At 46.0% G+C, this 14,387-nt stretch carries 15 protein-coding genes and 1 pseudogene; 12 read left to right on the plus strand and 4 right to left on the minus strand.

The window, feature by feature from the left end; all coding sequences use genetic code 11:
- Positions 1–183: 183 nt before the first annotated feature.
- Genes mdcA through madM form a run of 9 tightly spaced genes read left to right on the plus strand, consistent with a single transcriptional unit; the run spans position 184 to position 7,508 of the window.
- Positions 184–1,863: a malonate decarboxylase subunit alpha gene (gene mdcA / locus AZH43_RS06190; protein ID WP_067667649.1), complete on the plus strand. Its 1,680-nt coding sequence runs from the start codon at positions 184–186 to the stop codon at positions 1,861–1,863.
- Positions 1,863–2,741: a triphosphoribosyl-dephospho-CoA synthase gene (locus tag AZH43_RS06195; RefSeq protein WP_067667652.1), complete on the plus strand. Its 879-nt coding sequence runs from the start codon at positions 1,863–1,865 to the stop codon at positions 2,739–2,741. Before mdcA ends, AZH43_RS06195 begins: the two co-directional genes overlap by 1 nt.
- A complete protein-coding gene (locus AZH43_RS06200; protein ID WP_067667659.1) occupies positions 2,741–3,040 on the plus strand; it encodes a malonate decarboxylase subunit delta in 300 nt (99 codons plus the stop codon). The genes AZH43_RS06195 and AZH43_RS06200 overlap by 1 nt, the downstream gene beginning before the upstream one ends.
- A complete protein-coding gene (locus tag AZH43_RS06205) occupies positions 3,033–3,884 on the plus strand; it encodes a biotin-independent malonate decarboxylase subunit beta (protein ID WP_067667661.1) in 852 nt (283 codons plus the stop codon). Before AZH43_RS06200 ends, AZH43_RS06205 begins: the two co-directional genes overlap by 8 nt.
- The gene (gene mdcE, locus AZH43_RS06210; RefSeq protein WP_067667663.1) at positions 3,881–4,705 is read left to right on the plus strand and encodes a biotin-independent malonate decarboxylase subunit gamma; all 825 of its coding nucleotides are present in this window, start codon (positions 3,881–3,883) and stop codon (positions 4,703–4,705) included. Before AZH43_RS06205 ends, mdcE begins: the two co-directional genes overlap by 4 nt.
- A 2-nt stretch (positions 4,706–4,707) precedes the next feature.
- Positions 4,708–5,310, plus strand: a complete 603-nt coding sequence (locus tag AZH43_RS06215; RefSeq protein ID WP_081406783.1) for a malonate decarboxylase holo-ACP synthase — start codon at positions 4,708–4,710, stop codon at positions 5,308–5,310.
- A gap of 9 nt (positions 5,311–5,319) precedes the next feature.
- A complete protein-coding gene (mdcH, locus tag AZH43_RS06220; protein WP_067667666.1) occupies positions 5,320–6,252 on the plus strand; it encodes a malonate decarboxylase subunit epsilon in 933 nt (310 codons plus the stop codon).
- 49 nt (positions 6,253–6,301) lie between these two features.
- The gene (gene madL, locus AZH43_RS06225; RefSeq protein ID WP_067667668.1) at positions 6,302–6,706 is read left to right on the plus strand and encodes a malonate transporter subunit MadL; all 405 of its coding nucleotides are present in this window, start codon (positions 6,302–6,304) and stop codon (positions 6,704–6,706) included.
- Between the two features lie 40 nt (positions 6,707–6,746).
- Positions 6,747–7,508 carry a malonate transporter subunit MadM gene (gene madM, locus AZH43_RS06230; protein ID WP_067667670.1) on the plus strand — a complete coding sequence of 254 codons (762 nt, stop codon included), beginning with the start codon at positions 6,747–6,749 and terminating at the stop codon, positions 7,506–7,508.
- Positions 7,509–7,563: 55 nt separating this feature from the next.
- Here the strand turns inward: madM and AZH43_RS06235 are convergent, their stop codons facing one another.
- A complete protein-coding gene (locus AZH43_RS06235) occupies positions 7,564–8,487 on the minus strand; it encodes a LysR family transcriptional regulator (RefSeq protein WP_067667672.1) in 924 nt (307 codons plus the stop codon).
- 508 nt (positions 8,488–8,995) lie between these two features.
- On the opposite strand from AZH43_RS06235, the gene AZH43_RS06240 reads away from it, so the two are divergent.
- Entirely contained in the window at positions 8,996–10,219 is a 1,224-nt protein-coding gene (locus tag AZH43_RS06240) for a CaiB/BaiF CoA transferase family protein (protein ID WP_067667674.1), read from the plus strand.
- Positions 10,220–10,264: 45 nt separating this feature from the next.
- On the opposite strand, the gene AZH43_RS06245 is transcribed toward AZH43_RS06240, so the two are convergent.
- From AZH43_RS06245 to AZH43_RS06255, 3 genes are all read right to left on the minus strand, one after another.
- Complete coding sequence (locus AZH43_RS06245) at positions 10,265–10,963, minus strand: nitroreductase (RefSeq protein ID WP_067667676.1); 699 nt, start codon at positions 10,961–10,963, stop codon at positions 10,265–10,267.
- A gap of 128 nt (positions 10,964–11,091) precedes the next feature.
- Entirely contained in the window at positions 11,092–11,589 is a 498-nt protein-coding gene (locus AZH43_RS06250; protein WP_067667678.1) for a MarR family winged helix-turn-helix transcriptional regulator, read from the minus strand.
- A gap of 196 nt (positions 11,590–11,785) precedes the next feature.
- Positions 11,786–12,556, minus strand: a complete 771-nt coding sequence (locus tag AZH43_RS06255) for an enoyl-CoA hydratase/isomerase family protein (RefSeq protein ID WP_067667680.1) — start codon at positions 12,554–12,556, stop codon at positions 11,786–11,788.
- A gap of 317 nt (positions 12,557–12,873) precedes the next feature.
- Between AZH43_RS06255 and AZH43_RS06260 the strand changes: the two genes are divergently transcribed.
- Positions 12,874–14,184: an MFS transporter gene (locus AZH43_RS06260; protein WP_067667682.1), complete on the plus strand. Its 1,311-nt coding sequence runs from the start codon at positions 12,874–12,876 to the stop codon at positions 14,182–14,184.
- A 41-nt stretch (positions 14,185–14,225) separates the two neighbouring features.
- A pseudogene (locus tag AZH43_RS06265) lies at positions 14,226–14,387 on the plus strand (electron transfer flavoprotein subunit beta/FixA family protein); the annotation flags it as partial.

Genomic DNA, 14,387 nt, shown 5'->3' on the forward strand with positions numbered 1-14,387 from the left:
GGTGCTGTTTATTTAACTGCGAATTATAGTGCTGTATAAGCTTTGGGACAGGCTTGAGAAGCAAAGCTGTGCCAAAGAAAAAGTTAACTTAAAGTTAATGAACTTGTTTTGAGGTTGATTGATCCGAATCTAAGAAAGCGTTTTTATAGATTCAGAGCAAAATACAATATCAGGACAAGCTGCATGGAAGGATCAGTTAAAAACAAAGAACGCATATGGAATACACGCCGAAATGCCAAACAGGCCAAAGTCAATCAGGCGCGCAAATATACCGATGGTGCAGTGATTCCAACTCAGGACATTATTAAAGTACTTGAAACTTTAATCACTCCGGGTGACCGCGTTGTTTTAGAAGGCAATAATCAAAAACAGGCCGATTTTTTATCGCGTTCATTGGCGCAAGCAGATTCAACTGTTCTGCACGATCTGCATATGATTATGCCAAGTGTCGGGCGCCCAGAACATCTGGATCTTTTTGAAAAAGGCATTGCGCGAAAACTGGATTTTTCATTTGCAGGCACTCAAAGTTTACGTATTAGCCAATTGATTGAAGATGGCCTGCTTGAAGTCGGTGCAATTCATACTTATATCGAACTTTATTCACGCTTATTGGTCGATTTGATTCCAAATGTTGTGCTGTCAGCCGGGTTCATGGCGGACCGTCAAGGCAATATTTACACTGGCGCAAGCACAGAAGATTCTCCAGCCCTCATCGAGCCTGCAGCATTTAGCGACGGTATTGTCATTGTTCAGGTCAATGAGCTGGTCGATGACGTACAGGATTTGCCGCGTGTCGATATTCCTGCGTCATGGGTCGATTTTGTTGTCGTTGCAGACAAGCCGTTTTATATCGAACCTTTATTTACCCGTGATCCCAAACATATCAAACCTGTGCATGTGTTAATGGCCATGATGGCGATTCGCGGCATTTATGAACGTCACAATGTGCAATCCCTTAACCACGGTATTGGGTTTAACACCGCCGCCATTGAATTGATTTTGCCGACTTATGGCGAGTCTCTTGGCCTAAAAGGCAAGATTTGCCGAAACTGGACACTTAACCCTCATCCGACGCTGATTCCTGCAATTGAATCGGGCTGGGTTGAAAGCGTGCACTGCTTTGGCACTGAGCTGGGCATGGAAAAATATGTGGCTGCACGTCCGGATGTGTTTTTTACCGGCCGTGACGGCTCGCTGCGCTCCAACCGGATGATGTGCCAGCTTGCAGGTCAGTATGCCGTAGATTTATTCATTGGGGCGACTTTGCAGGTTGATGGAAGCGGGCATTCCTCTACGGTAACCAAAGGGCGGCTTGCAGGCTTTGGCGGCGCTCCCAATATGGGGCATGATCCGCGCGGCCGCCGCCATGCGACACCGGCATGGATGGATATGCGCTTGGCTGGCTCAAATGAGACCGATACGTATTTGGCGCGTGGGAAAAAATTAGTTGTACAAATGGTGGAAACCTTTCAGGAAGGTGGAAAACCTACGTTTGTCCATACATTGGATGCTGTTGATGTGGCAAAAAAAGCCGGTATGCCGCTTGCGCCAATCATGATCTATGGCGATGACGTTACTCACTTGCTGACAGAAGACGGCATTGCATACTTATATAAAGCCCGCAGCCTAGAAGAACGCCAAGAGATGATTGCTGCCGTGGCGGGGGTGACAGACATTGGTTTAAGCCATAATCCTCAGACCACAGCGCGTTTAAGGCGTGAAGGGCTGGTCGCCTTTCCTGAAGATTTAGGCATTCGCCGTACGGACGCTACACGTGAACTGCTGGCCGCAAAAAATATCGCAGATTTAGTCACTTGGTCGGATGGTCTGTATCAGCCGCCTGCAAAATTCAGGAGCTGGTAATGAATGCTTATGTCCAGCCGTTTCCCATTCAGCAATACGCAGGCTTTGCTGATCTCGCCGTCAAGGCATTGATTGCTGAGGTCAATTTAACCCCTAAACCTGCTTTGGTGGATCAGCGCGGCAGCGGCGCACATGATGACTTGACCCTCGAATTGATGGAGCAATCTGCCTACAGCTTGAGACCGATGTTTTTAGAAATGGCGCAAGCGGCATTCCATCACCATGCCTGTTTACAAACGCTGCGTGAAGCCGTTGGCGCTATAGGACGTGCCGGTGAAGCTGCCATGCTGGAAACCACGGACGGGGTAAACACCCATCGCGGAGCAATTTGGGCATTGGGTTTATTGGTGACTGCCGCGGCATTGGCTGTACGTGCGCATCAGCCATTAACGGCAAGTGAATTGTGCCGGCGTGCCGGTGAGCTTGCCCAATTGGAAGACCGTTTTATTCCGCCGCAACTGTTAAGCCATGGGCAGCAGGTCCAAAAAAGCATGGGAGTTAAAGGCGCTAAAGCGCAAGCTCAAGAGGCTTTTCCGGCAATTCTTGAGCATGGCCTGCCTCAACTGCGAAACAGCCGAAAAATTTATAGCAATGAATCCGCCGCGCAGGTAGATGCCTTATTAGCCATCATGAGCATATTGGATGATACTTGCGTACTTTACCGCGCAGGCCAGATCGGATTAACACGCATGCAAAAAGGCGCGCGCAGCGTGCTTAATTGCGGCGGCTATGCAACAGCCGTGGGCCGGCGTGCGTTGGCTTCTTTGGAAATGGACTTGATGCGGCTGCGCGCGTCGCCCGGCGGCGCCGCAGATTTACTTGCCGCGACATTATTTCTGGATTGGATAGAGCGTCATAATCATGAGGACAGGATGTAATGGAAATACTCAAATTTGAATTTTCGGCTGGGCAAGCGCCTGCCAAGAAAGCATTGGTCGGGTGCGTCGGCTCCGGAGATCTGGAAATTTTAATGCAGCCGAATGACGAAGGAATGCTGTCTATTGAAGTCACCACCTCTGTAGATGGGAGCGCGCAGCGCTGGAAAAATGTATTTGAACGGATGTTTGCAGAGCAGACACCGCCTGCAGTCCATATGGATATTCATGACTTTGGCGCGACACCCGGCGTAGTTCGCCTGCGCTTAGAGCAAGCTTTTGAGGAGGTGAACGGTGGCTGATTTGGAAACTTTACTCAGTAAGCGAAGCTTTATTGAACTCGGGGCGCGTGAGCGTGTCAGAACCTTGCTGGATGACGGGACATTCCGTGAATTACTGGATCCATTTGCCCGTGTCATGTCCCCGTGGCTGATTCAGCAAAATATTGTGCCGCAAGCGGACGATGGCGTAGTGGTTGCTAAGGGCACCTTGCAAAACCGCCCTGTGGTTGCCATTGCTATTGAAGGCGTCTTTCAGGGCGGAAGCCTAGGTGAAGTCGGCGGTGCAAAAATTGCGGGAGCACTGGAACTGGCAGTGGAAGACAATCAAAAAGGTATCCCGACGGCCGCCATTTTATTGCTGGAAACAGGCGGCGTGCGTCTGCAAGAAGCGAATTTAGGGCTGGCTGCAATTGCGGAAATTCAAGCCGCGATCGTTGCCTTGAGACAATATCAGCCGGTGGTTGCCGTGATTGCAGGAAGCGTTGGCTGTTTCGGCGGCATGTCGATTGCAGCGGCATTATGCAGTTATTTGATTATGACGCAAGAAGGGCGCCTTGGCTTAAATGGGCCGCAAGTGATTGAGCAAGAAGCTGGGCTGCAGGAATATGATTCAAAAGACCGCCCGTTTATTTGGAGCATTAGCGGGGGTGAGCAGCGTGTCGCGAGCGGCTTGGCCGATGCATTTGTCGATGATGACCGAGAGCAGATCCGGCAGCAAATTTTAACCTATTTAAGCCAAGGCCTGCCTGCACTGCACCGCAGTTCAAATTATGCATTTTATTTAGATAAACTTCAGCAGGTGGCGACAGAACAGCAGTCTGCGCCATTAGATGTACAGCATGCATATCAAGGAGAACCGGCATGAATATGGATGTTCGTTCCACCCCAATATCTGCCCGAGGCGCACAGTGGTTTAAGGCGCTGACTGCCGGTTTTCAGCAGCAAAAAGGCTATACAGCGTCGGTGCAGGTTGCGGACGGGATGCTGGATCATCACCCGGTCCGCATCATTGCTGTTGTTCCGAATGTACACAATCAGTTTCCGCGGGCGCGTTCCGGCGAAGTCGGTTTGCTGGAAGGCTGGACGCTGGCCCAAGCTGTGGATGATGCGATTCAAGCAGATGAGGCGTCAGCGCAAAAGCGGACCATTCTTGCAATTGTTGATGTGCCGAGTCAGGCCTATGGGCGCCGTGAGGAGCTGTTTGGGATTCATCAGGCACTGGCAGGCGCGGTTGACAGCTATGCGCGGGCACGATTGGCAAAGCATCCTGTTATCAGTGTGTTGGTCGGTAAGTCCATGTCTGGCGCATTTTTAGCGCATGGATATCAGGCCAATCGAATTTTTGCGCTAAATGATGCGGGTGTGATGGTGCATGCTATGGGGAAGGACTCTGCTGCGCGCGTCACGCTGCGTACTGTTGAAGAACTGGAAAAATTGGCGGCCAGTATTCCGCCCATGGCTTATGACATTCAAAGTTACGCGACCTTGGGCTTGCTCACTGAATGCTTGAATGTAGAAAATGCAGAACAGCCCACAGCAAATGATGTTCAGCGGATACAGCAGGCGGTTGCTCAGGCGGTTGAGGATGTTCAGCAGAATGCCTCGACGGGCTTAGCGCATCGGCTGCACGGTGAAAACCGGCAAATGTCGAAACGTGTGCGTGAACTATTGCGTGAGCAGTGGTAACGATGATGCAACCGCAGCCGCATGACTTGCTCTGGGGAATGACCGTTACCGATCTTCCTTTTGATGCACCCAATTGGGTAGCCCAAGTCATTCAGCGTGGAGATCCTGTGGTCGTGCGCCGTGCAATTGCCGATAACGGCATGATTCCTGTTGGTGTTCGGGGCACTCAGCGTCATCAGCGTTTTGCTTTAGAGATGCCTGAGCGGCTGATTAAAAAATGCATAACACCTGAACAGCTTCATCAGGTTGAACTTGGACAGTTTCCGCATTTGGCTGAGCAGATTAAGCAATTGCAGGAACATATGCAGATGCTTGCATGGGCGTGGGGCTATACCGGAAGCATGGGGTTTGAATTGGCAACGGGGTATCGAACTGTAACAGCGCAGAGCGACATTGATCTGCTGATCCGTACCCCGCGCTATTTGGAAAAAGCCGATGCTCAAGCTCTGTGGAGTCAGCTGCAACAGACAGCATTGCCGTTGGATGTACAGCTGCAAACGCCTTTGGGCGGTGTAGCATTAAAAGAATGGGTCAGAACCGCAGGGAAAGTCATGCTGAAACGTAATGACGGCGCGGTTTTAGTCGACAATCCATGGCAACAGTAGGACAAAGGAATGAGTTCAATTTGGGTGTTTCCAGGGCAAGGAGCTCAAAAGGCGAATATGCTGCATGACTTACCTCAGATTCCGCTGGTTCAGGAATATATTGAGCGGGCATCAGATGCTTTGGGGCTGAATGCGCTGCACTTAGATCAAGCGGAGCCCTTACAGAAGACTTATGCTGTTCAGCTTTGCCTTTATATTGCTGGAGTCATCAGCGGCGCCTTGCTGAGTGAACATCAGGTCAAGCCGGATTATGTGGCAGGCTTGTCAATTGGCGCATGGGCTGCTGCAGCCGTTGCGGAGGTTTTTAGTTTTGAAGACGGTTTAAAGCTGGTTGCACGTCGGGCGGCACTGATGCAGGACGCCTATCCGCATGGCTACGGAATGACTGCGCTCATTGGCGCAGATAAAGCCGCCGTGAGTGAATGGGTTGCAGACGTGCATGCGCGAGCCGGTGATGTATTTATTGCCAATATTAATGCCGCGAGCCAAATTGTGATTTCAGGATCATCTGCGGCAATGCTGCAAGTGAGCGAAATTGCGCGGCGAAATGGAGCGGCTGCAAAAAAACTGGATGTCAGTGTGCCCTCACACTGTGAACTCTTTGACGCTCAGGCATTAATTCTTGAAAAAGATGTCAGCAGGATAGCAGCGCAGCCCCCTAAAATCCGTTATTTAAGCGGAACTACAGCACGGCTGCTGAGGAACAAAGATCAGATTATGGATGATCTTACATTTAACATGAGCAGAATGATTGATTGGGAAGGCACCGTTCAGGCTGCATGGGAAAGAGGAGTGCGATTACAGATTGAAGCATGGCCAGCCACCGTATTGACGGGATTGGCAAAAAAAATATTTACAGATGGAACAGCCGTGTCATTTCAAGGAACACGCTTGGATACGCTGATCATTGAAATGCAAAAGGAACATGACCGGAGCTTTTAAAGAATAAAAGTACGGTCAAACAAGCGAAAACGGAAATAAGGAATTTGTCATGATTATTTATGGAACAGCAATACTCGCAATTTGCCATCTATTGGGCGATTACTTAGGCAACCTGCTGGGTTCGCTTTTAGGTGTGCAGGCCAATGTTGGCGGCGTTGCAATCTCAATGATTTTTTTAATTCTGACCAAAGAACTTTTGGCCAAAAAAGGTTATTTGCCTCAAATGACGCAGTTCGGCGTGCTGTATTGGTCGGGCATGTATATTCCGATTGTTGTTGCAATGTCTGCAGGCCAAAACGTTGTTGCGGCAATGTCTGGCGGAATGCTCGGGCTGATGGTGTCCATTGCATCGCTGGTTGGAACGGTACTGGTCATCCGTTATCTCAATCGAATCGGCGGCGATTACGAAACCTACGAATGGGCCACTGCTGAAAACCAAAAACAAGCGGCTTAAAGCCATCGGATACTGAAATAGAAATAAAAGGAATTATGACATGGATGCACTTATATTGGTGTTGAGCAAAAATGCTTTGGTCACTGCATTAGCCGTTACGGGGCTGATGATGTTTGTTTCTCACCTGCTGTCAAAGTATTTGACGCGAGGCAAGCTGCAGAGCTCTGCGATTGCGATTACGATGGGATTGGTTTTGGCCTATTTTGCCGGCGTATATACGCAAGGCACCAAAGGCGTTTCGGATATTGCAATTTTTTCTGGTTTTGCGCTGTTGGGCGGTGCCATGATCCGTGATTTGGCGATTGCCTCAACTGCGTTTGAAGTGGATGTTAAAGAAGTCAAAAAGGCTGGAAAAATCGGGATGATTGCCCTTGGCTTAGGGTGTCTTGTTCCTTTTGTGATTGGCGCCGGCATTGCATGGCTGCTGGGCTATAAAGATCCGGTATCGATGACCACAATCGGGGCTGGGGCGATGACTTATATTGTGGGCCCTGTTACTGGTACAGCCATTGGTGCGAGTTCTGAAGTGATTGCGCTTTCCATTGCAATTGGCTTGATTAAATCGGTGTTTTTTATGGTGGGCACGCCCTTGCTGGCAAAATTCATGTATTTAAAAAGCCCTCGTTCTGCCATGGTATTTGGCGGTCTGGCAGGGACAACCAGCGGTACTGCTGCAGGTCTTGCCGGAACGGATGTCCGCTTGGTGCCTTACGGCGCGCTTGTCGCCACATTCTATACCGGTTTAGGCTGCCTGCTTGGCCCGTCTCTTTTCTTTTTAACCGTCAATGCCTTATTTGGCTAAATGAAAACAGACTATAGAAGAACTAAGGCAATTGATTGTATTCACAATGAATTGCCTAGAGGTTCGATTTTTTATTTTGAGTAAACATGCGACATTCTGCGATTAAGGCAAGCAAATTAGGATCCCGCTCTTTGCTTTTTAAAAAGACCAATCCGATATCCTGTTTAATTTTATATGGCTGCTGCAAGGGAATGAGCTTGACTGAATTTTCGTAAATAGTGGAAATACGGCCCGGCAGCAACGCAAGCCCAACGCCTGAACTGACCATGCTGATCAGGGTGAATATATCACTGACCTGTAAAAAAACTTTTGGATCAATACCCGCTTTTTCAAAAATAATATCGCTGTCATTTCGGGTGGCAAAACCTTTCGCCAAGGTCAAAAAGGTTTCATTTTTTAATAAACTTAAGTCGATTTCTGAAGCGTCAGCATAGTGTGAATTTTTATTGACGGCTAAAAATATTTCATCTTCAAACATCGGCAAGTGCTCAAAAGCCGGATCTTGAGTGGTTTCATTCAGCGCTACAATAATGGCATCCAGCTCCGTTGCTTTGAGCTTTTTGACCAGATCAAGGTTCGAGCTTAATAAAAGCTGAATATCAAGTTCACCGCGCCTTAACTTCAGCCCGCTGATGACGTTAGGAAGGGTATTCACCGTTAAGGAATATAAAGAGCCCAGATTCAGAACCTTGGCCGCAAAACCAGAAGCTTCGCGGGTTTTGGTGATAGCGGTGGAAATTTCCTGTACTATTTTTTGAGCATGTTCCTGCAGCACATAGGCGCTTTTTAACGGAATTAAATTACGGCCTTCATTTTTAAATAAGGGGCAGCGTAAAGCGCTTTCTAAAGAGTGCAGCGCTTTATGAATGCTGACATTGCTCAGTTCCATTTCAGCGGCGGTTTTAGATAAATTCCCGCAGCGCATAAACGCTAAAAATATCTGAATTTTCTTTAGAGTTAACTCTTCATCAATTTTCATATTGCAAATCCGTTTTTTCAATATTATAGGTGAAAATTCATTTATATTTCAGTTAAGAAAGAATCTAGAAAGAACCGTTTAACGGTATCTGCCTATTGTAGCTGGCAGCTGCCGTCAATATGATTGTATCAAGGCTGCACGTGTTTCATTTACAAATTATAGCTCTGGTCTAGGTCCTGAAAATAGCTTGTCTGTACACATATTCAAGAAAAGAGCGAGTGAAGACAGCAGCTGAGAAGTCCGTATCTTAAAGCCATTGAGAGGCAGCTATTTTAAATGGGAGATCAAAAAAATGCGGCTGCTCAGATGAAAAATGATTCGGGTAATTGCAGCGAAATATTCATGAGAAGTTTGAGTCTAGATAAATTAAGATTCAGGACTGCAACTTTATGGGTTATGCCAGTCAAATTTCTAAAAAGCATCTTATAATTCTAATACAGGACGTAGCGGACTAAGTACCCAAAGAATGGGATGTTCATAAAGCAAATACGAAAAAATGAGGGAAGTTATGGGTGCTTTAACAGGATTTAGAGTCCTTGATTTAAGTCGAATTCTAGCCGGGCCGTGGTGCAGTCAAATATTGGCGGATTTAGGCGCTGAAGTCATAAAAGTAGAGAAGCCCTTTCAAGGCGATGATACTCGCATTTGGGGGCCTCCATTTTTAAAAAATGATGACGGTGATGAGACGGGCGAATCAGCTTATTATTTATCAGCGAATCGAGGGAAATACTCTGTTGCGATTGATATGGCGACTGAGGAAGGTCAGCAGCTGATTAAAAAAATGGTGATGGAAAGCGATGTGCTCATTGAAAATTATAAAGCAGGGTCGTTAAAAAAATACGGACTGGATTATGAAACGCTGAGCCAGCTGAATCCTAAACTAGTGTATTGCTCTATCACTGGCTTTGGGCAAAAAGGGCCAAGAGCGCCTGAACCCGGGTATGATTTTATCATACAGGGAATGGGCGGTATGATGAGCGTTACAGGGGAACGTGATGATTTGCCGGGTGGCGGGCCGCAAAAAGCCGGACTTGCTTTTGCAGACTTAACAACTGGCCTGTATGCAGCGATTGCCATTCAGGCGGCCTTGCTTTCGCGTGTGACGACAGGTGAAGGGCAGCATATTGATATGGCCTTGCTGGATACTCAAGTCGCTTCACTTTCTGTACTGGCGATGAATTATTTAACTTCGAATAAAGTGCCTGAACGGTTAGGCAACGCTCACGCCAATATTGTTCCCTATCAAGTTTTTAAGGCCCAAACAGGCGAGTTCATTATTGCCTGCGGCAATGATCAGCAGTTTAAAATGTTATGCCAAAGTATTGGACTGCCTGAACTGTCAGAAAATCCAAAGTTTGCAAAAAATAAAGGGCGGGTAACGCATCGCGAAGAAATTACAGCTTTATTGCAACATCATTTCATGACTCAGCCGGCTCAAACTTGGGTTAAGCGCATACATGCCGTAAATGTTCCGGTCGGGATGATTAATAATTTGCAGCAGACCCTGCAAGAAGAACAAGTCATTTTCCGCGAAATGGTGGTCCGCATGGAACACCCGCTGCGTTCAAATTATGTCTCGATTGGTTCTCCGATTAAGCTGTCTAAGACCCCCGTGCAATATACAAAGACCCCGCCTTATTTGGGAGAAGATACGGACACTATTTTAAACAGATTCGTGACAGCAGAGGAACTGGAACGCTTGAAAGGCAAAAAAGTGATTCAGCAGGGATAAATTAAAAGGGCACAGATCAACTGGGCCCTTTTTTTATTTTATGTATTATTCGTAGAAAACAGCAAAGTCTTCCACCGGTACGCGCGGAGTCTGCAGCTGGTTTACCGGCTGTGCTGGGTCTGCATAACCAAGCGCAATGGCGCAGACCAGCTCTTGATCGCTGGGGATATTTAAAACATCAAAGATAATATGATGAAAAGGATTCCATGCTGCTTGCGGGCAGGTATCTAACCCGCGGCCTCTGGCGGCAATCATCACATTTTGTATCATCATTGAAATATCCATTTTTGACCCTGTTTCTAATGTTTGATTCAGTGTGAAAAATAGGCCGACCGGCGCATCAAATAATTGGTAATTCCGCAGGTGCTGATGCTGCATTTTTTTATGTTCGCCTTTCTGTATGCCAAGCAAGCCGTATAATCCCCAGCCATTTTCACGCCGGCGCTCAATGAAGGGTGACGTCCATTGTTCTGGATAATATTTAAAGGTTTCTTGATGGCCGGCTGCGCATTCAGGCTGCGCAAAGATTTGGCTTTGTGCAGCGCAAACCTTTTGAATGAGTTCGTCTCGTTTTATCCCAGTTACGACGTAAACATTCCAAGGCTGAATGTTGTTGCCCGAAGGTGCGCGGCTTGCCACAGATAAAATATCCTTAACAGTTTGTGTCGCCACTGGGGTGCTTTTAAAAGCGCGCACGGAGTGCCTGGAGATGATGGCTTGATCGACGAGAGTGTGTTGCTGCATCTTAAATTCCTTTTGCTGATGGCCTGTTCTGTGTATTTTTATCTAAAAAATAGAAGAACTTTGCTGTTATAAAGCCCACGCACGTTGACTGGGCTTTCGTTCCCTGTTTTGTGTATTCAGCCTATGAGCTATTGGCTATCCTGATCAGATGGATTAATTTTGATTTGTTTTAATCCGTCATTTAATTTATTCAGTAAATGAATGAGCGCTACAGCATCATCAAAGACAAAATTATGCATCGCTTGGCTGTAAAATTGAAAAAACTTGTCCTGTAAATCTTCCCAATTTTGATGACCCAACGGGGTTAGCGCAACATTTTTGGCCCGTTTGTCATGGCTGGCAGTCACACGCTGTACAATACCTTCCCGCTCTAACCGTTTCAGTACATTATCTAAACTTTGGCGGCTAATGCCTAAATAGTCAGTCAAATCTGAAAATGACATTCCTGTATTTTTGATATCAGGACGAGAAAGCGCGCCTAATACCGACCAATGCACAGGGGAAATGCCCAGTTCCTTTAAACACTGGCGGTCTAAACTGTTGCCAGTCTGGAACAGCCGGAAAAAAAGCCGATTATGAATAGAATATAATGACTGATCGTAAGATGAAGCATTCGAGTCATGCATATATTTCAGTGAGCCTATATTCTTATAAAGGGCTATAGTATATCGGTTGTACATAGAAACATCAGCCGCTGGTACAGAAGAATTCAGACCAGCGCTGCTATGTTTGTATGAACTGAATAAATGGTCAGTTCTGCAGGCGGCTTATTGGCCGCTGTTATAGCGCGCTCCAATATAGAATTACTTTCAGCTGAGAATGCTATTTTTGAGTAAACTGAGCTGGGCGTTTTGCTAAAAAGGCCTGTATGCCTTCTGCAGCATCAGCGGTTTGACTCGCATGAACAAATAATTCAGCTTCCAGTATCAGGCCTTTTTTGATCTCTAAATCAGAAGCCGCTTGTACCGCTTTTATCGCATATTGAATTGCAGCAGGAAATGCGGTTCCCAATTGATCTAAATATTGCAGACCCGTTTGAATCGGATCATCCATAGTTAAAATACAGTGAACAAGCCCTATTTTGAGCGCTTCTTCAGCATTGATGATTTGCCCGCTAACAATTAATTCTAAAGCCTTTGACTGTCCCACTAAACGGGGCAGCCGCTGTGTTCCGCCGTATCCTGGAATTAAACCCAGCTTAATTTCCGGCAATCCTAAACGGGCCGTGGGGCAGCACAGACGAAAAGTGCATGCCATCGCAAGTTCTAAACCGCCGCCTAATACTGCGCCATTGATGCAGGCAAGAGTCGGGAATTTTAATTGATTAATTTGTTCAAATAAATTTTGCCCAGCCTGTATAGAAATCAAGTGATTTTCAGGTGTTTTATTTTGCAGTTCCGCAATATCTGCACCAGCGCAGAATGCTTTATTGCCGTCACCTGTAAAAATTGCGGCGCGTAAATTCAGGGATGCAATTTGTGTAATGATTTCCTGAAGTTTGGAAATCATTTCTGCATTGAGCGCATTCCTTGCCTCAGGGCGCTTTAACGTAATGATGGCAATATTATTTTGGTATTTCAACTCTGCGCACATGCTTGAATGCCTTCTTTATTTTTCAATACAAAGCTTAGTTTTTATTTGGTTTATGTCAATATATTTATTTAAATAAATATATAAATACATGTTTTTTATGTATTAAAAATATACTTATATTTTAATTAAGTAATAGCATTGACATAAATATGTATAATTATTAATCTGGCTTATTCCTTATGGAAAGTTAAAAGGAAGGTTGGGTTCTTTGGAATGAGCCTTCTTTTAAAAACGGATGGAATGATGGCTTAAAACAACGGAAAAGTGAGTTTGAATGTTGTTTTATTAGAAGAATTAAAAGGATTAGGGATTAATCTATGCAGAATATTGATATTCAAAAAATGGCAAGTGAAGCCAAATTCAACTCTTTCCATGCAAAAGTACTGGCTTGGTGCATGGTGATCATTATTTTAGATGGCTATGATATTTCAGTTGCAGGCGCCGCTTTGCCTTCAATTATGGAACAGATGGGGGTGAGTGCTTCAACAGCTGGATTTATGGCGAGTTCAGCGCTGTTTGGCATGATGATTGGTGCGGTTTTTTTTGGCAGTCTTGCTGATAAAATTGGCCGGCGCTTAACCATTGCAATATGTGTTTTTTTATTCAGCGCTTTTACGGCTGCGGCAGGGTTAACCAAAGACCCGGTGACATTCAGTATTTTACGTTTTCTGGCTGGTCTAGGCATTGGCGGCGTTATGCCGAATGTCGTTGCGCAAATGACTGAATATTCACCTAAAAAAGTCCGGAATGTGATGACTTCGCTGATGTTCTCGGGATATGCCGTTGGCGGTATTTTAGCCGCTGTTTTAGGTAAGCAGTTTATTGCAGAATATGGCTGGCAGGCTGTTTTTTATGCCGCGGGCATTCCTATTGTTTTGCTGCCGTTTATTTTGAAGTCTATGCCTGAATCTTTGGGTTATTTAGAGAAGAAAAATCAGCAGGAAGAATTAAAGAAGCTCGCACAGCAAATTTCTCCGCAATTGGCATTGGATCATGATGTCAAATTTGTAAATGAAACACATATCAGCGGCAAGAAAGCATCCATTGGACTGCTGTTCAGTGATGGCCGCGCTTTCAGTACGCTGATGTTCTGGCTGGCTTTTTTCACCTGTTTATTTATGGTTTATGCATTAAGTACATGGCTGACTAAACTGATGGCGATGTCTGGTTATTCATTAGGCTCAGCATTGACCTTTGTGATTGCCTTAAATGTGGGGGCCATTGTCGGCGCTGTCGGCGGCGGCTGGCTGGCGGATCGTTTCAATATTAAGTGGGTGCTGGTGATTATGTATGCCTTAGGCAGTGTTTTTCTGTATTTAATGACGCAGCCTATGCCGGTCAATATGCTTTATTTCATTATTGCTGTTGTCGGGGCCTGTTCGACAGGCGCGCAGATTGTTGCATATTCTTACTGCGGGCAATTCTATCCAAGTATTATCCGTTCAACAGGCATCGGTATGGCATCTGGTGTTGGACGCTTAGGGGCAATTGGCGCGCCTTTGCTGATTGGTTTAATTGTGTCGCTGAATTTGCCAATTCAACAAAACTTTATTGTGATCGCGTTGGCTGGATTAATTGGTGCAGTCGCCTTATCGCTGATTGACCATAAGCGTTCAGCCTTAGTGTAAATGAAAATAGAAACTTGATTTATTTGAAATAAAGGAAATATATGAAGGCTCTTGTTGCTGTAAAACGTGTGGTTGATGCCAACGTTAAAGTCCGTGTTAAACCGGACAACAGTGGTGTTGACTTAACGAACGTTAAAATGTCAATCAACCCATTCTGTGAAATCGCAGTGGAAGAAGCGGTTCGCTTAAAAGAAAAAGGAAAT

It is taken from the genome of Acinetobacter pragensis (genome assembly GCF_001605895.1).
GTDB classification, from domain to species: Bacteria; Pseudomonadota; Gammaproteobacteria; order Pseudomonadales; family Moraxellaceae; genus Acinetobacter; species Acinetobacter pragensis.